Origin of the sequence: Pradoshia sp., from assembly GCF_051873915.1 — a bacterium.
Lineage (GTDB): Bacteria > Bacillota > Bacilli > Bacillales > Pradoshiaceae > Pradoshia.
Genome location: NZ_JBJEFJ010000031.1, coordinates 1 through 16,430, shown reverse-complemented (window position 1 = coordinate 16,430; position 16,430 = coordinate 1). Strand labels below are relative to the sequence as shown.

Below are 16,430 nucleotides of genomic sequence, written 5' to 3'. Positions count from 1 at the left end.
GCCTCATTCAGCATGAGATGGTCAATCGCCCCATTTTTGATTTTGATACACTTCATGTCCTGGCCGCCAATATCGAGGATGAAATCAACCTCAGGCAAGAATCTTGCCGCAGCCTTATAGTGGGCTACTGTTTCGATTTCCCCGAAATCAATATTTAAGGCAGCCTTCACCAAGCCCTCCCCATAGCCGGTAACGGCCGACGATATAATGGAGACGTCCTTTGGAATGATCTTATATAAATCTTTCAGCCCATCGATAACTGATTGGAGAGGATTCCCCTTATTGCTCGCATAGAATGTGTAAAGCAGTTCCAGCTCCTCCCCAACTAGCACAATTTTTGTCGTCGTCGAGCCAGCGTCAATCCCTAAATAAGCTCCTCCGCAATAGGAAGCCAAATCTCCCCTCCTTACTTCATTGCGTCCATGACGCTCCCTGAAATCTTCAAGCTCCTGTTCATCCTGGAATAACCTTGGAAGTGCTGCGATATCACTTTCATAGATAGAAGGGTTGTAATCATTGAACTTCTTCACCAAATCAATCAGAAGATAAGAAGGTGACTGCATACCGCACATTGCTGCACCCAAAGCAACAAAATATTGACTGTCCTCCGGGAATACCACATCCTCATCTGAGAGCTTTAATGTCTCAATAAACCGTTGTCTCAATTCAGACAGATAGGTCAGCGGCCCCCCTAAGAATGCCACACTCCCACGAATCGGACGGCCGCAGGCAAGGCCTGATACCGTTTGGTTTACAACACTTTGAAACACTGATGCTGCGATATCCTCTTTCCGTACCCCTTCATTTAATAACGGCTGCACATCTGTCTTAGCAAATACACCGCAGCGGGAGGCAATCGGATAAATCTTCTCATGTCCCTTGGCCAGCTCATTCAACCCTCCCGCGTCAGTCTGCATTAGACTGGAGATTTGATCGATAAATGCCCCGGTCCCTCCTGCACATGCCGCATTCATTCGCTGCTCTATACCACCCTGGAAGTAGATGACCTTTGCATCCTCTCCTCCGAGCTCAATGACAACGTCCGTTGATGGGATATGAAACTCGACGGCCTCTGTACAGGCGATGACCTCCTGAACAAACGGAATGTCTAGACGCTTTGCCATGGACATTCCGCCAGACCCGCTTATATGAATTGTTGCTTCTGCTGAAGGATAGCTGCGCAAGCCCTCCTGGAGCATTTTCACGACTGCTGCCTTCACATTAGAGAAGTGGCGCAGATAATTTTTGTACAGTATTTGTTTATCTTCATCCAAGATCATTAATTTTGCAGTGGTTGAACCAATATCTAACCCAATATGCACACGCATAGAAACATAAAATCCCCTTTCTGAAAATCAAGATATCGTTGTATTGGAGAAAATGATAGGATGGCTGGGATATAAGGATAGGAGTGAAGGCTGTTCAGTTTCCATATTCATTTTGTCCTTAAAATAATTATATTAATATAATATATATAATAGTCAAAATACTCAATTCAATCAAACAAGGAAAAGATCCCCCAACAAATAATGAATACCTATTCATTTGTTGATATTTTTTTCCATTTTTTATGTTATGCTATGGATAATCATTGAAAATAAGCTGTTTTAAAGGAGGAGCTAGAGATGTTTAAGGTGGAAACAAGCTTAAGAGAGAGCAGCCACGCCGGAGTGGATTGTGCTTATGGTGTCGTCTCGCTCCCCGGGACTAAGATGAGTGTATACAGCTTTTACGTGGATGGACTTTTAATCGATACAGGTTCACCTTTCTTACTGAACGATTACATCCCTTTCTTTACGAAGAAACCAATCGATTGGGTCGTTTTAACTCATTATCACGAAGACCATGCAGGCGGGGCTAAATGGATTCAAGATCATTTACATGTTCCCATCTACATACATGAATCCACATCTGCGTCGTGCAGCAAGCCCTTTGATTACCCCGAATATCGCAAGCTTGCCTGGGGAGAGACGGAATCCTTTGAGGCTAAACCGCTCCCACCCTTATTTTCTTCTAAAAGTGAGTCATGGGAAACGATTCATACACCCGGTCATACGAAGGATCATGTCTCCTTTTACAATCATGACCGTAAGGCATTGTTCAGCGGTGATTTATATGTCCTGACTCGAACAAAGGTCATTATTGCTGAGGAGGATATCACCCAAACAATGGCTTCTATCAAAAAGGTGCTTGCTTATGACTTTGAGGAGGTTTATTGCAGTCATGCCGGCTACTTGCCAAAAGGCCGAAAACGGCTGTCTGATAAACTTCAATATCTTGAAGCTATACAGGAAGAAGTCATCCGGCTGCATGATAAGGGTATGGATGTCTTATCCATTAAGAAGGAGCTCTTTCCGAAGCAGTACCCTATTACCATCGCATCGGGTGGGGAATGGGATTCCATTCATATCGTGACATCCATCTTAAATGAAGCTCAGAGGATAACGAGGGAACCATGATTTCATGGCTCCCTTTTCTTCATTTAAGAAATGGAGCCAATAAAGCCATCAACCCTTGATAGCCAAAATAACCGCCAAAGCCCAGGAGTGAGAGCCCCGAGACAATGGAGATTGTCTTCAAGCTCCTTTCATTAAGAAAGCGCCTAAAACTAGTCGCAAGCATAGCCACAAATACATCCCAGCAGGTTAATCCAAGGAAGATCATCGAGGAATAAATAAGCAGGTCCGTTGTCCCTGTCGTTGTGGCCGTTTTCGCCAACACGGACCCATAGATGCCAATCCAGAATAAGATGGAAAGAGGACTTGTAATGGACATTAGGAAGCCTATCCCAAAGGATTTTGCCAATGATTCCTTCTGACGATATCCGCTCAAGCTGAGCGCCCCCGCCTTAACCATTCCTTCCACACCGGAGTATATCAACACAAATCCGCCGAATAGCCACAAGAATATCTGTACAACTGGTATCTCGATGAAGTGCACAAATCCAAGGTAGACAAACAGCATAAAAAGTCCATCAGCCAGCATGGAGCCGACACCAACTGACCAAGCATGCCAAAAGCCATTTTTAATCCCCTTATCTATCCTGGCAGAATTAACGGGCCCTATCGGTGCGGCTAAGGTGATTCCCAAAATAAAATAACTGAATAGAATATGTCCGCTCAAAAAAACTTCACTCCATATCTTCTGGCTTAGCTTGTACAAATCTATGAAGGTAGGCCGGAAACTATACCGTGATTTTTGTGCATGAAAAAACCTCCCCTTTCTGGGGAGGTTACACCAATCTCAATAGGAACTAAATGAAGCTGCATTCAACATAAGCCATTTATCCACTTCACTCTTAACGAATAATTCCTTATCTCCGAATTGGATAAAAGGAAGATGCTGATCTATTTCAACGTGTTCACCTGAAGTCCGCTCCATCGATTGCTGACTAATGAGGACCTCTATCTCTTCCTCTGAGATTAATAGATACTCGGCTAATTCATTCTTTGTCATGACCATACTAGGGCCGGTTGATACGCTGGATGGCTCTGCAGAAGCTGTCTGCACACTTCCATTTCTTGATAAGATGATTGCTGAAGCCAAAATAGAGACGGCAAGAAGGAGAACTGCTCCAGCCATTATAAGAGTATGATTCTTTGTCATCGGACACCCGCTTTTCATTTATTGTAATAATTATCCAATATTCTATCTCCACATACAATGGGTATACGAAAAAACTGCATCCCCAATTGTTAGACATGTCTCACAATTGGGGTACAGTTCAATTACGGTGCTTTAATCAGATACCCTTTTTTATTTCATTAAAGCATACAGCTTCAATAGAGTGAATTCATTAAGCCTGATATCTCAATACAGGTTTACGGGCAGCAAGTGCTTCATCAAGGCGGCTGATGACTGTCGTATGCGGTGCCTCCTGTACGATTTCAGGGTTCTCCTCTGCTTCCTTCGCAATTTGAATCATGGCATCAATAAAACCGTCGAGGGTCTCTTTTGATTCCGTTTCTGTCGGCTCGATCATCATACATTCCTCAACATTGAGCGGGAAGTAGATCGTTGGCGGGTGATAGCCGAAATCAAGGAGCCGTTTGGCAATATCAAGTGCACGGACCCCAAGCTTCTTCTGTCTTCTCGCGCTAAGCACGAACTCATGCTTACAATGCTTATCATAAGGAAGATCATAGTATTCTGCGAGTCTTCTCATCATATAGTTGGCATTTAAAACCGCATATTCCGTTACAGCCTTCAAGCCATCCGGCCCCATTGACCGGATATATGTGTAAGCACGTACATTGATCCCAAAGTTTCCGTAGTATGGCTTCACACGACCAATTGATTGCGGACGGTCATAATCGAGCACATAGCCCTCTTCTTCCTTCACGACCATTGGCTTTGGAAGGAATGGAATCAAATCCTTCTTTACGCCGACAGGTCCAGAGCCAGGTCCGCCCCCTCCATGAGGTCCAGTAAAGGTCTTATGCAAGTTAAGGTGGACTACATCAAAGCCCATATCCCCCGGCCGTGCCTTTGACAAGACGGCATTCAGGTTCGCCCCATCATAATACAGCTTTCCGCCGACACCATGGATGATTTCCGCCATTTCCGTAATTTGCTCCTCAAACAAGCCAAGTGTATTTGGATTTGTCAGCATCAATGCCGCAGTATCCGGCCCTACAACCCTCTTTAAGTCCTCAAGGTCAACCAAGCCATCCTCACCAGATTTCACGGTAATGGTCTGCAGACCGGCCACCGTTGCAGAAGCTGGGTTTGTTCCATGTGCGGAATCTGGGACAATGACCTTCACACGGTCGAAATCACCATTTGCTTCATGGAATGCACGAATCATCATTAACCCTGTCCATTCCCCATGGGCGCCTGCCGCAGGCTGAAGAGTTACCTCATCCATACCCGTGATTTCCTTTAAGTGCTGCTGGAGGTCATACATTAATTCCAGTGCCCCTTGTGCGGCTTCAGCCTCCTGCAGGGGATGCACATGAGCGAATCCCGGGAATCGTGCGACGCTTTCATTAATCTTCGGATTATATTTCATCGTGCAGGAGCCGAGTGGATAAAATCCGGAATCCACCCCATGGTTTCTGCGGGAAAGAGCCGTATAATGACGCATGATATCAAGTTCAGACACCTCCGGCAAATTCGGCTCTTCCTCTCGAATGAATTCATTCGGCAGCAATTCTGAGAGGCTTGCCTCTGGGACATCCAATTCCGGCAGGGAATAGCCAATACGGCCTGGTTTTGTAAGTTCAAATATTAAAGGCTGATCCTGTTTATGCATGGAAATCCCCCAATTCTTTTGCAAATGTATCAATTTCTTCCCGTGTACGCAGCTCTGTTACGGCAACAAGCATACATCCTTCAAGCTCTGGATAATCACGTCCTAGATCATAACCGCCAATAATTCCTTTCTTAAGGAGCAGACGATTCACTTCTTGAACAGATCCATTTACCTTCACGACAAACTCATTAAAGGATGGTCCCTCAAAGGCTATTTTAAGTCCATTTGATTTAAGAGCCTCTTTTGCATAATGAGCCTTCTGGATATTTTGGACAGCCATCTCCTTCACGCCTTGTTTCCCGAGTGCGGTCATCGCAACAGATGCAGCAAGCGCATTTAAGGCTTGGTTGGAGCAAATATTAGAGGTAGCCTTATCCCTTCTGATATGCTGTTCCCGTGCTTGAAGGGTTAAAACGAAGCCTCGCTTGCCTTCTTCATCCACCGTTTGACCGACAAGACGGCCCGGCACCTTCCGCATTAATTTAGTGGTAACGGCAAAGTATCCGCAATGCGGACCGCCAAAGGCTGCAGGGATGCCGAATGGCTGGGCATCGCCAATCACGATATCAGCGCCGAATTTCCCTGGAGGCGTTAATACACCAAGGGATAACGGGTTGCTTGAGACAATCATCATCGCCTTTTGAGCATGAACCAGCTTCTCAACCTCCGCAAGATTTTCAATGCGACCGAAGAAATTCGGATACTGAACAATAAATCCAGCTGTATCTCCGTCTATTTGTTCAGCTAATTTCTCCAAGTCTGTCACGCCATCCTTGCACGGCACAACTTGAAGGTCAATATATTGTCCCTTTGCATAGGTTGCAAGAACAGCACGAGATTCAGGATGAACTGCCTCTGAGACTAGCAGCTTCTTCCTGCGAGTAGACCCAGCGGCAAGCATGGCTGCCTCAGCAAGCGCCGTACCCCCGTCATACATGGAGGAATTGGCTACATCCATACCCGTCAATTCGCAAATCATTGTCTGGAATTCAAAGATAGCCTGCAGCTCTCCTTGCGAAATCTCCGGCTGATAAGGTGTGTAGGCTGTATAAAACTCAGAACGGGAAATGACATGATCAACAATAACCGGCATGTAATGGTCATACACTCCTGCACCAAGGAAGGAGCTATAGCTTTTAAGGTCGGCATTTTTTGCCGCCATTTCAGCTAATTCCTTCAATAGGGCTGACTCTGATTTGGCCGGCTTGATGGCATACTCCCCTTTGAAACGGACATTGGATGGAATATCAGAGAATAGGTCGTCAATTGAATCAACACCAATTGTTTGCAGCATTTCTTTCTCATCTTCGGTAGTCATCGGTAAATAACGGTGGTTCATTTCTGCACTCCTCCTGCTTGCGGACGTTTATAAAATGGGGTTTTGACCACTTTAGCCTTTAATTGCTTGCCGCGAATCTCAACCTTTACTTCTCCATCAAGTGTGGCATATTCACTTTTAATGAGCGCCAAACCAACATTCTTCTTCAAGGTAGGGGATTGGGTGCCTGTCGTGACCTCTCCAATCTGAACACCTCCGGCAATTACCGGATAGCCATGACGCGGGATTCCCCGGTCAATCATCTCGATGCCGACCAGCTTGCGCGGAGCCCCGTTTTCTTTTTGTGCTTTTAATGTTTCTCGGCCAATAAAGTCTCCCTTATCAACTTTGACCGCAAAGCCGATTCCTGCTTCTATCGGGGTAATATCCTTCGAAAGCTCCTGTCCGTAAAGCGGCAGTTTAGCCTCAAAACGAAGAGTATCGCGTGCTCCCAGACCGCATGGTATAAGACCGATACGCTCGCCTGCTTTCAGCAGTTCCTTCCAAAGTCCTGCCGCATCCTCGCTTCGGCAGTACAATTCAAAGCCATCCTCCCCTGTATAACCGGTCCTAGAGATCAGCACGTTCATTCCAGCGACCTTCACATCCTCATAAAAGCTGAAGAAGCCTAAGCTTGTTAAATCTGCCTCTGGAGCAAGGGGCTGCAGAACCTCTTCTGCAAGCGGTCCCTGCAAAGCGAGCAGGGCGATTTGTTCAGAAATATTTTCAAGCTCTGCTCCTTCAGTCAAATGGGACGTCAGCCATTCAAAATCTTTGTCAATATTTGAGGCATTCACTACAAGGAGATAGTCATCCTCAGCCTTCTTATAAATAATTAAATCATCGACCGTTCCGCCATCCTCATAGCAGAGAGCTGTGTACTGCGCTTTACCTGCTATCAATTTACTCACATCATTGGTCACCATTTTTTGAAGAAACGGCAGTGAACCTGCTCCCTTGACTGTAAATTCACCCATATGGGAGACATCAAAAAGGCCCGCCTTCGTTCTAACTGCCTCATGCTCATGCTTGATTCCCGAAAATTGCACAGGCAGCTCCCAACCGCCAAAGTCAATCGTCTTTCCGCCGTATTCCCCATATACTGAGATCAGCGGAGTTTGCTTTAACTTCTCCATCCTCTACCTCCCAATGATTCGTATAATCCCTTTTCAATCACAGAAAAAAGGACAGAAACCAGCCCTAATTTTAGGAAATGGTCTCTGTCCTGATACCTGAAAGTTTACCGCATACATCCTGCGTTTCCCCTTTGGTGGCCTCATCTAGTTAAATAGTGAAAGCACTCTCCAGAGTTGCGTCCAGCAAGTGTTCTTTTGCCTGAGAGATTCACGGTCTCAGCCGTTTGCTCCTTCGGCGCCGCAGCCTGCGGTCTCTCCCCTTGCCTTCATTCGCTCATATTTTTATGTAATTGGTTCATACTAAACATCATGCAAAGGGATTAGACTATTATCAAAATAATCTAACAAGATAGTTATATCCTATCATCAAGAGGAACATTGTGGCAAACGTAAACCTCCGCTTGAAGAGGAATTGCCCAAGCTTACTATAAGGAAAGACGGGGTCAGCCATGAGCAATATTCCAGATATTCATTTTGAAGATGGGTGGGAAACAGAGCTTGAAGAGAGAATCAATGAAGATGGACCTTGGTCAAGCTATTCTCTTTTTCGACTTAGCATCGAAGCTGAAAAGCAAAATCTAATACCAGATTTCACTGGGTTAATCGGACCGAAGCATCTTTCGGGATTCACTCCTCTCCCCCACCAGCTCGAAGCAGCAACAGAAGTAATCGAGCGCATGAACGGAAAAGCCATCTTAGCCGATGAGGTCGGTCTTGGAAAGACAATAGAGGCAGGGCTTATTTTAAAAGAGTACATGATTCGAGGACTTGCACGAAAAATACTCATCTTAGTTCCTGCTTCCTTGGTCTCTCAATGGGGAACAGAGCTGAATCAAAAATTTCATATTCCAGCCTGCATTTACCGCAAGGGCTATGGGTGGGATGGAGATATTCTCATAACCTCCATTGATACAGCCAAACGGGAGCCACACCGGTCTGCCATTCTTGAACAATCCTATGATTTGGTCATCATTGATGAAGCTCATAAATTAAAAAACAATAAAACCAAAAACTATGAATTTGTTCAAAAAATCCAAAAGAAGTTCTGCCTGCTGCTGACAGCTACGCCTATCCAAAACAAGATTGAGGAAATTTTCTACCTTGTTTCCTTGCTGAAGCCAGGCCATCTTGGCAGTTATACGAGCTTCAATGAGCGATTCTCCGCCAAAAAGCGTTCCTTGAAGGATGATGCCTACCTGAAGGAATTAGTGAACCGAGTCATGATTCGTAATAAACGCCAGGAAACAGGGATTGAATGGACAAGCAGAAAGGTAGAGTCGGTCTTCATTGAATTCTCCGAGAAGGAGAGAGCCCTTTATGATGCAGTCGCCTCCTTCCGTGAGGCTTTGCCGGAGAAAATGAATACCGGCTTCTCCTCCCTGATTCTTCAGCGGGAGGCCTGCAGCAGCCGAGAAGCTGTCTACTTTACGCTTCGCAATATGCTTGAGAAATATCCAGATGCCAGCGAGGCCTATAAGCAGAAGATTCATGAGCTGATTGGCAAGGTAGAAGAGGTGAATGTCAACTCGAAGGCTGAAAAAGCATTAGAGCTGATCAAGAATATTAATGATAAGGTCATTATCTTTACAGAATACCGTGCTACTCAGCTGTATTTGCAGTGGTTCCTCAAGCAAAACGGCATTACATCTGTTCCTTTCCGGGGCGGTTTTAAGCGCAGCAAAAAAGACTGGATGAGAGAGCTCTTCCAAAAGCAGGCACAGGTGCTGATTGCGACAGAAGCCGGCGGCGAGGGAATCAATCTGCAATTCTGCCATCACATCATCAATTTCGACCTGCCATGGAATCCTATGCGGCTTGAACAGCGAATCGGGAGGATACATCGCCTCGGCCAGACTGAAGATGTACGCATTTATAACTTTTCCGTCAAAGAAACGGTGGAGGAGCATATTATGAAGATTCTCTATGAGAAGATTCAATTATTTGAACGGGTCGTCGGCGAACTAGATGATATTTTAACAAGGCTCGAGGTCAAAAATCTTGAAGAGCATTTAACTGATATTCTTGCCAAGTCGAAGACTGAGGGAGAAATGAAAATCAAGATGGACAATCTCGCTTCCATGATTGAATTTGCGAAGCGGGTGAAAAAGGAGGAACCTGCAAGTGCAGCAAGTGGAAATCCATAAATTCCTGACAGAATTCTTTCAAGCAAACCATTGTGAAATCACCGAACAGGGACCAGGGCATCTCATCGTCCAATTGACAATCGAGATGGATAAAGAGCTCATGAATAGGCCATTTTACTGGCATTATCTTGAGAAGACCGGGGGAATTCCAAATCCGATGAGCTTAACGCTCATTACTGACCAGGAGCTGGCGCCGGAAGGGCTGAAGGGGGACTTCATTCACTTCGGCTCTCCTAGACTGCATCAAATCTTCACGCTATCGAGGAAGCTTTCACGTCATATCCGGCTTTTTGAGAAAATCCAGGTTTCAAACGGACAAGCCCCCTTATTTCCCTGGCTTTGCCTAAATGTTAACATCTCCTATGAATGTGACCGTAAAAAAGATCAGCTTCATTCCATTGGGCTGAACTTAATCAACGGAACAATCCTAGAGGATTTTTATGACACGGTGCAAAGAGTCGACCTTACACCAAAAATACCGGATTATACTTTCACACTTTCACCAATCATCCGCTATCAAAGCGGGATTGGCCGCTTGAAAAGTCATATGCAAATGAAGGTCACTCAGGACAATCATTCCTGGGCAGCTGAAGCCATGGAGCGATGGAACAAGGATTTGGCCTTATTAAATCATTTCTATGAAGACAAGCTTGAGGAAGAACGAGAATCCTATGAGGCGGAAAAGGAAGCGCTGAAACTTCAATATGAGCCGCGCATTCATGTTAGAATCATTAACGGTGGATTGTTTTATTTAACAAAGGATGCCATCTAGCTTATAGAGAAGCATGCGGCAAAAGAAAAAAGCCCCTGCGCTGCAGAGGCTTTTCTAATTCCGCTTAAAGAGCATGCCGATTGATAAAGGGATTATGCCAAACCAATGGCTTAATAATGGAGGCCTTGTTCCCTTATGGCTCTTCTTCTGCTCCTTGCGAATTTCCTTTGGCTGATCCATGTAGCTCAGCCATTCGACGGTTAAATATTTTACATAATCATTCGTTTTCATGTGTAATCACCCACCTATCAGTTTCACCAGGTGAGGAATGATTTATACATGACTTTCCGCCAATCGTGACATAATCTCCCCGATAATTTCATCCGGACGCTTGCCTGTTGTATCAATCCGAATATCCGCCGTCATTTCATACAAATCCTTGCGTGCATCATACAGCACTTGAATGCGCTCTGCCTTATTTCCTCCAGCGAGAAGGGGTCTTGTCTGGTCTGATTCCAGTCTTTTCAATATTTCATCTGTGCTGGCCTCAAGCCATACGATGATGCCGTTTTTCTTCATATGTGCCCTATTTTCGCTCCGAAGTACGACTCCGCCTCCGGTCGCGATAACATGGTTATCGGATGGAAGCTGCATAAGTGTCTGCTGTTCCATATCCCTGAAGCCCTGCTCCCCTTCTTCTTCGAAAATACGGGGTATACTTTTCCCTGCATTTTCAACGACGGCGTCATCGCAGTCTGTCACTTGCACCTTCAATTGCTCACCCAATGCTTTTCCGATTGTTGTCTTACCTGTCCCCATGAATCCAATTAAATAGATTGCCTTCATCCGTATTGCTCCTTATAAGTTCTCCGTTCCGCTCAGAACCTTTTTCTTTGACGCTGAGTACATAATCGAGCTTTCGCGCACTGTCTGATCTGTCGTAATCGTTAAAATGATTTGGTATACGCGCTCTCCCTGCGGAATAATCTGATACTTTATTTTCCCATTATAATAGAGCCATTCGCCATTTGTCTCCTTTGAAAGCCCGGAATCAGCGATTCTAATGGCTTCTTTTGTACTAACGGTAAGCAAAAAGGAATAACGAAGTCCATTCATTTGAAGGGCATGGTAATTCACCTCATTCTTAAATGAACCCGCCGCAAGCAGACAGATAACAAATATCACGGTGAAGAATAAGAGGGAGACTGGCAAGAACATCCCTTGCTCATCATAAAGACGGCTCATAGATATAGCGTTTATAGATTTTTTTCTCAAATGTCCCGCCATTCTGCTTTTGAACTCTGACAAGCAGTTCATCGCCTTTGATTTGAAATGAATAATCTTTCACATTTTGCAGAATTACCTCATGTCCCTCTCCTCCAACTCTCCGGCGGATAATGGTCAAATAGGGCTCATATGTCATTTTTTCTGCTCCTATTTGCAGAGAAAGAATTCTAGGGTTTGGTACATTCCATGCGCTTGCCTGTTGAATTTCCCTGTCGAGCTGCCTGATAAAAATAGTCCATTCCATCCTTTCTACCGAATTTTCCTCTGCCTCGTCCCATTTATTCAGCGACAAAAGAGCCGTGGTCATAAATAAGGCTAGCAAAGAGAAAAGTCCTACAGCAAATAGAACCTCAAGCAAGGTAAAGCCCTTATCTCCCTGGTATCCTTTCACATAGTGATTTTTCCTTCTTGCCTGAAGCAGCATAATCCACACAATAGACATCCCCTTTGAGATGAAACGTGTACAAGTCACCGTTCATTCTTCTCTCTCCTGTTATAAGGGGTTCCCCCAAGTATTGAAAAGCCTGTAGGCCTTCAAATAACCGGCCAATCGCTTCTTCCTCTCGCATGAGATCAGCTTTTTGGATAATCATGCCTGTGTAAATTGGTAAAAGAAACCCTGCTGCCAAGAGAATAATGGAGAAGGATAAAAGCCCGTCCAGCATGGCAAATCCTTGATCTCTATATTTCTGTGAAATAAAATCTCCCCCTTCCGAGCTGGAAGATTAGCTTATAGACGGGGATGTTCTCTTCATTGGTGAAATAGATTGTCGTCGGGTTTTGAATATGACCGAGGAAAGTGTACCTAATTGTGATAGGGTCATCTCCTATAAATTTCATGGTTCGGGGCTGGTAGGAAGTAAACAGCGTTCCATACCCATTGGCCACAGCACTGTATTTATTGTCATTTGTTTGAATTCGGAAGGATACATTTATGCGCTTTTCCATCGCAAACATTTGGGCATAATACAAATCTTTCTTCACTTGGCGGATATAGGCATGTCGTTCGTATACTTCAAGCATTTTCGAGCCGACGACACTCCCAACCGCCAGCATAAGAGACAGACAGCTCAGCACAAAAAGGGCTTCTATTAGCGTAAATCCACGTTCAGAACGAATCATTCTTAACTTTTGGCTTCTTCTACACTGCCATCAGCATTAATCACAATATCATTTCCTCCTGGACACGAACCTCCATCCTTTATATATCCTCCACTGATTAATTCTGCTTTTGACGGAGTCTTATTTTCTTTTAATTTATAAGACTGAATCTGTCCTTCTACCATCTTAATATAAGCTTCACAGCCCTTCTTATTGACGGCCTCCTGATTCTTGACAATGCTCGGAACCGTGATAATCAAGAGCACGGAGATCACAAGCATCACAATCATCATTTCAATCAAGGTGAAGCCTCTTTCATTTAACATTTTTTTACCCTTATTCATTGATACACCCTCCTATATGGAATTCATTAGCGAAATCATCGGCATTAAGATTGCCAAGTACAGCAGTATGACCAACAAAGCCACTAGCCCAAACATCAGCGGCTGAATCGTTTTTAATGATTTTTCCGTCATCCCTTCCATTTCCTTCAACACTAAACGACTGTAATACAGCAGTTCTTCCCCGAGAAGACCGTTTTTCTGTCCATGACTGACGATTCGCACAAAGTCTTCCTTAAACACCGGTATCTCCCGGCAAATAAACTCAAGTGCATCTCCTGCCTTTAATTGGTCCATCATTTGCGCTGCTATCTCCCTGACAAGCTGCTTTGGATCCTCCTTCATCATGAATTCGAGTGCATCCAATACAGACAGTCCTCCTTGCAAAAGGGAGCCCAGCTGGATAGAGAAATAATAGGTAATCGATAATCGTCGGTATTGTCGAATAAAGGGGGTTTTCATAAAGAGAGTTTCCTGTTTCAATTTAGGAAGCTTCTTTAAATAATACTGATGAAGAATGGTTAGGAGAATACAAGCCAAAGCGATCAAGACAGGAGAATAACGGACGAGGCTGGATAAGAATCCAGCTGCCTCCATAAAAGGATTCGTACCTAGATCATAATCCTCATACATTTGTGAAAAGCGGGGAAAGAGATAGGTTGTAAATAGTTGAAGCAAGCCAAAGGTAAATATAAAGAGAAACACTGGATAAATCAATAAATTTTTGAGCTTAGCCCGGTCCTCGCATTTCTTCTGCCAAATACGGCCTGCCTCTTTTAAAGTTGATGGCAGCTGTCCATTCTGCTCACCATAAGACACAAGTCCAACCAGCTCCTGTTCAAAGGAAAGCCATTCGAGGAAATCGCGAAAGGACCGCCCCTCCTTAAGCAGGTTCATGGAATCCTTTAAATCCTCCTGATTGTTCTTTTTACTATGAAGCATAGAAAATTCAATGCCCTCATAAAGACTAAAACCATTTTCAAGCAAATCTCCCAGTTCCGCCAAGAATCTTGCCTGTTCCCGCCCCTTCCATTTGCGGCTTCGCTCAAGTTTCATGAACCCACCTCTCAAATTCTTTCTCTCTCACAAATCCGTAAGCCACAGCACGTCCAATAATGGAGGGCAAATCCTTATAAGCAAAACCTATTTCCCTTCCTTCAATGGATCCCCAGACTTTCGCAAGCTCTGTACCATAAATCAATTCATGCACACTCACACGATCACGATTTCTTGTCATTAAGCAATAGGGAGAGCAGTCTCCTTCACAGTAAGGACAATCCAATTCTAAAAGACGCTGTGTTGTTACAGCCAGAAGTGTTTGTTTCACCTCTTCTTGGTCAACGCCAAATTCAAGCAGGCGCCTTACAGCACCTATACCATCCTTTGCATGCATGGTACTAAGAATCAAATGCCCCGTCAAAGCTGCCCGCACAGCTATCTTTGCCGTTTCCGCATCCCTGATTTCCCCAATCATAATAATATCCGGGTCATGGCGAAGCGCGGCCTTTAACCCGATAGAATAACTGATTCCGGCCTTTTCATTAATCTGGACCTGTATGGCATCCTCTGATTGATGCTCAATCGGATCTTCAAGCGTAATAATATTTCGGTTAATGGCGGTTTTGGCATGGTGGAGCATGGAATAGAGTGTGGTGGTTTTTCCGCTTCCAGTCGGTCCGCAAATCAAGAGCAGACCATGAGAATGACGGAGCATAGAAATGAGTGTGGCTGAAGTTTTTGGAAATAAGGAGATTTCATCAATCGGGAGAGTTTGCAGATTGGGGATGATACGAATGACGAGTGATTCCGCATGAGGAGTAGGAAGAGTAGAAAGTCTGAGCCCAATCCATCTCTTTGCGATAAACATGGTCAAGGCACCTGACTGTGGCCGGCGTTTCTCACCGATGTCCATGCCAGCCATGAACTTGAAATGAGAAACCAGCCGATCCGCTCGTTCTTTTTGATAGCTTCCTCCTGAAAACAGGCGATTGTGAATACGGTAATAGAGATGCGTTTCCTTCCGGCTCGGAACGATATGAATGTCAGATGCCTTAAAGGAAACCGCCTCACTCACAACCTTATCTGCTAAATGATCAATAGACAGCAATAATTCTTTCACCTCCTTCTAATGTCGTATATAGGTAATTAGACATCCCCTTCAAGAATCCTTCTTTTTTCCTAAATCTTTTTTCTGCAACAACATTGTGAAGATGTGAACAAAATTCAACATCGCCTCCTCTGTCACATGATTGCCAAAAACACCAACCATGTCCAAACCACCTCCGTACTATAATAAAAGTAACAATAAGGCTGCGAGGTGGACAGAATGGAACAAACATTGAAAGTGACAAATGTCTTATCAGATCCAACCAGGTATTACATCTATCAATATATTACAAGAAGGCATAAGGATGTATCTGTCATAGAGGTCGCTGAGCTGTTCGATATACACCCAAATGTAGCACGCTTGCATCTGTCAAAGCTTGAGGATGTTCATATGTTAGTTTCCGATACACGAAAAACAGGAAAAGGCGGGCGTCCCCGTCGATTTTACCGGCTCTCCGATGAACTCATCCAATTAAATTTCCCTAACCGAGATTATTTAACATTAGCTAAGATGGCTCTGGAAACGATGATTGAGATGGGAGATGCAGGAAGTGAGGCACTTTATAAGACCGGCGAGAAATTCGGCAAAGACATGGCGTTCCAATATGCGAAAACGATTGATGAGGATCCTCAGAATCTATCATTCGATCATAAGCTCGCCATTTTGAAGGAAGTATCCGATAAGGCCGGCTTTTCACCTGAGTTCGTTATCCCGCCTGACCAGACGGATATTCAGTTCAAGGTATTTAACTGTCCGTTCAAAGAACTAGCTGCAGATCACCAGGAAACTGTGTGCGGCGCTCATCATGCGTTCATACGGGGCATGTTCAATGCATTATTCGAATCTGTTAATCTAGATGCTGAAGACAATATGATCAGCGGCTGCTCTGCCTGCACCTATCGTGTTCATACAACCCAATAATATCGCTGTGTCATCCCCAGAATTTTATGATAGTTTACAATCTTTAACAATATCCTTATAATGTATTTGATGGACTTTATTAGGGGATGGGAGGTTAGCAAATGGACAG

Annotated in this window: 19 protein-coding genes and 2 riboswitches; of the genes, 4 read left to right on the top strand and 15 right to left on the bottom strand. The window is 44.5% G+C overall.

The genetic code is table 11. The features are described 5' to 3' along the window. A partial coding sequence (locus tag ACI35L_RS03360) for a BadF/BadG/BcrA/BcrD ATPase family protein (RefSeq protein WP_439802246.1) occupies positions 1-1,328 on the bottom strand: 1,328 nt, incomplete at its 3' end. A gap of 297 nt (positions 1,329-1,625) precedes the next feature. Here ACI35L_RS03360 and ACI35L_RS03355 point away from each other — a divergent pair. Further along, a complete protein-coding gene (locus tag ACI35L_RS03355) occupies positions 1,626-2,459 on the top strand; it encodes an MBL fold metallo-hydrolase (RefSeq protein ID WP_439802245.1) in 834 nt (277 codons plus the stop codon). 19 nt (positions 2,460-2,478) lie between these two features. Here the strand turns inward: ACI35L_RS03355 and ACI35L_RS03350 are convergent, their stop codons facing one another. From ACI35L_RS03350 to gcvT, 5 genes are all read right to left on the bottom strand, one after another. Continuing rightward, a complete protein-coding gene (locus tag ACI35L_RS03350) occupies positions 2,479-3,123 on the bottom strand; it encodes a LysE family transporter (protein WP_439802244.1) in 645 nt (214 codons plus the stop codon). Between the two features lie 120 nt (positions 3,124-3,243). Next, positions 3,244-3,606: a hypothetical protein gene (locus tag ACI35L_RS03345; protein ID WP_439802243.1), complete on the bottom strand. Its 363-nt coding sequence runs from the start codon at positions 3,604-3,606 to the stop codon at positions 3,244-3,246. Positions 3,607-3,796: 190 nt separating this feature from the next. After that, the gene (gcvPB, locus tag ACI35L_RS03340; RefSeq protein ID WP_439802242.1) at positions 3,797-5,254 is read right to left on the bottom strand and encodes an aminomethyl-transferring glycine dehydrogenase subunit GcvPB; all 1,458 of its coding nucleotides are present in this window, start codon (positions 5,252-5,254) and stop codon (positions 3,797-3,799) included. Beyond that, positions 5,247-6,593, bottom strand: a complete 1,347-nt coding sequence (gene gcvPA / locus ACI35L_RS03335; protein ID WP_439802241.1) for an aminomethyl-transferring glycine dehydrogenase subunit GcvPA — start codon at positions 6,591-6,593, stop codon at positions 5,247-5,249. The genes gcvPB and gcvPA overlap by 8 nt, the downstream gene beginning before the upstream one ends. Further along, positions 6,590-7,708 (bottom strand): glycine cleavage system aminomethyltransferase GcvT, encoded by a 1,119-nt coding sequence (gene gcvT, locus ACI35L_RS03330; RefSeq protein ID WP_439802240.1) that lies wholly within the window; start codon positions 7,706-7,708, stop codon positions 6,590-6,592. Before gcvT ends, gcvPA begins: the two co-directional genes overlap by 4 nt. 82 nt (positions 7,709-7,790) lie before the next feature. Next, positions 7,791-7,882, bottom strand: a riboswitch (glycine riboswitch). 3 nt (positions 7,883-7,885) lie between these two features. Further along, positions 7,886-7,978, bottom strand: a riboswitch (glycine riboswitch). 179 nt (positions 7,979-8,157) lie between these two features. Here gcvT and ACI35L_RS03325 point away from each other — a divergent pair. Beyond that, positions 8,158-9,852 carry a DEAD/DEAH box helicase gene (locus ACI35L_RS03325; RefSeq protein ID WP_439802239.1) on the top strand — a complete coding sequence of 565 codons (1,695 nt, stop codon included), beginning with the start codon at positions 8,158-8,160 and terminating at the stop codon, positions 9,850-9,852. After that, entirely contained in the window at positions 9,830-10,624 is a 795-nt protein-coding gene (locus tag ACI35L_RS03320; protein WP_439802238.1) for a YqhG family protein, read from the top strand. The genes ACI35L_RS03325 and ACI35L_RS03320 overlap by 23 nt, the downstream gene beginning before the upstream one ends. Before the next feature lie 54 nt (positions 10,625-10,678). Here ACI35L_RS03320 and ACI35L_RS03315 read toward each other — a convergent pair whose 3' ends face one another. The 9 genes from ACI35L_RS03315 to comGA are packed head-to-tail and all read right to left on the bottom strand — an operon-like array spanning position 10,679 to position 15,400. Next, positions 10,679-10,855, bottom strand: a complete 177-nt coding sequence (locus ACI35L_RS03315; protein ID WP_082197035.1) for a YqzE family protein — start codon at positions 10,853-10,855, stop codon at positions 10,679-10,681. A 42-nt stretch (positions 10,856-10,897) separates the two neighbouring features. After that, positions 10,898-11,410, bottom strand: a complete 513-nt coding sequence (locus ACI35L_RS03310; RefSeq protein WP_439802237.1) for a shikimate kinase — start codon at positions 11,408-11,410, stop codon at positions 10,898-10,900. 12 nt (positions 11,411-11,422) lie between these two features. After that, positions 11,423-11,782 (bottom strand): competence type IV pilus minor pilin ComGG, encoded by a 360-nt coding sequence (gene comGG / locus ACI35L_RS03305; RefSeq protein ID WP_049670158.1) that lies wholly within the window; start codon positions 11,780-11,782, stop codon positions 11,423-11,425. 10 nt (positions 11,783-11,792) lie between these two features. After that, positions 11,793-12,242 (bottom strand): competence type IV pilus minor pilin ComGF, encoded by a 450-nt coding sequence (gene comGF, locus ACI35L_RS03300; RefSeq protein ID WP_049670157.1) that lies wholly within the window; start codon positions 12,240-12,242, stop codon positions 11,793-11,795. After that, positions 12,220-12,516, bottom strand: coding sequence for a hypothetical protein (locus ACI35L_RS03295; protein ID WP_049670156.1), 297 nt, complete (start codon positions 12,514-12,516; stop codon positions 12,220-12,222). The genes comGF and ACI35L_RS03295 overlap by 23 nt, the downstream gene beginning before the upstream one ends. A 16-nt stretch (positions 12,517-12,532) precedes the next feature. Continuing rightward, on the bottom strand, positions 12,533-12,973 hold the full coding sequence (gene comGD / locus ACI35L_RS03290; protein ID WP_049670155.1) for a competence type IV pilus minor pilin ComGD: 441 nt from the start codon (positions 12,971-12,973) through the stop codon (positions 12,533-12,535). A 2-nt stretch (positions 12,974-12,975) separates the two neighbouring features. After that, entirely contained in the window at positions 12,976-13,296 is a 321-nt protein-coding gene (gene comGC / locus ACI35L_RS03285) for a competence type IV pilus major pilin ComGC (RefSeq protein ID WP_049670154.1), read from the bottom strand. A gap of 12 nt (positions 13,297-13,308) precedes the next feature. Then, positions 13,309-14,349 (bottom strand): competence type IV pilus assembly protein ComGB, encoded by a 1,041-nt coding sequence (comGB, locus tag ACI35L_RS03280; RefSeq protein WP_439802236.1) that lies wholly within the window; start codon positions 14,347-14,349, stop codon positions 13,309-13,311. Next, the gene (gene comGA / locus ACI35L_RS03275) at positions 14,339-15,400 is read right to left on the bottom strand and encodes a competence type IV pilus ATPase ComGA (RefSeq protein WP_439802235.1); all 1,062 of its coding nucleotides are present in this window, start codon (positions 15,398-15,400) and stop codon (positions 14,339-14,341) included. Before comGA ends, comGB begins: the two co-directional genes overlap by 11 nt. Positions 15,401-15,619: 219 nt before the next feature. On the opposite strand from comGA, the gene ACI35L_RS03270 reads away from it, so the two are divergent. Beyond that, positions 15,620-16,321, top strand: a complete 702-nt coding sequence (locus ACI35L_RS03270) for a helix-turn-helix transcriptional regulator (RefSeq protein WP_049670151.1) — start codon at positions 15,620-15,622, stop codon at positions 16,319-16,321. The last annotated feature ends 109 nt before the right edge of the window (positions 16,322-16,430 follow it).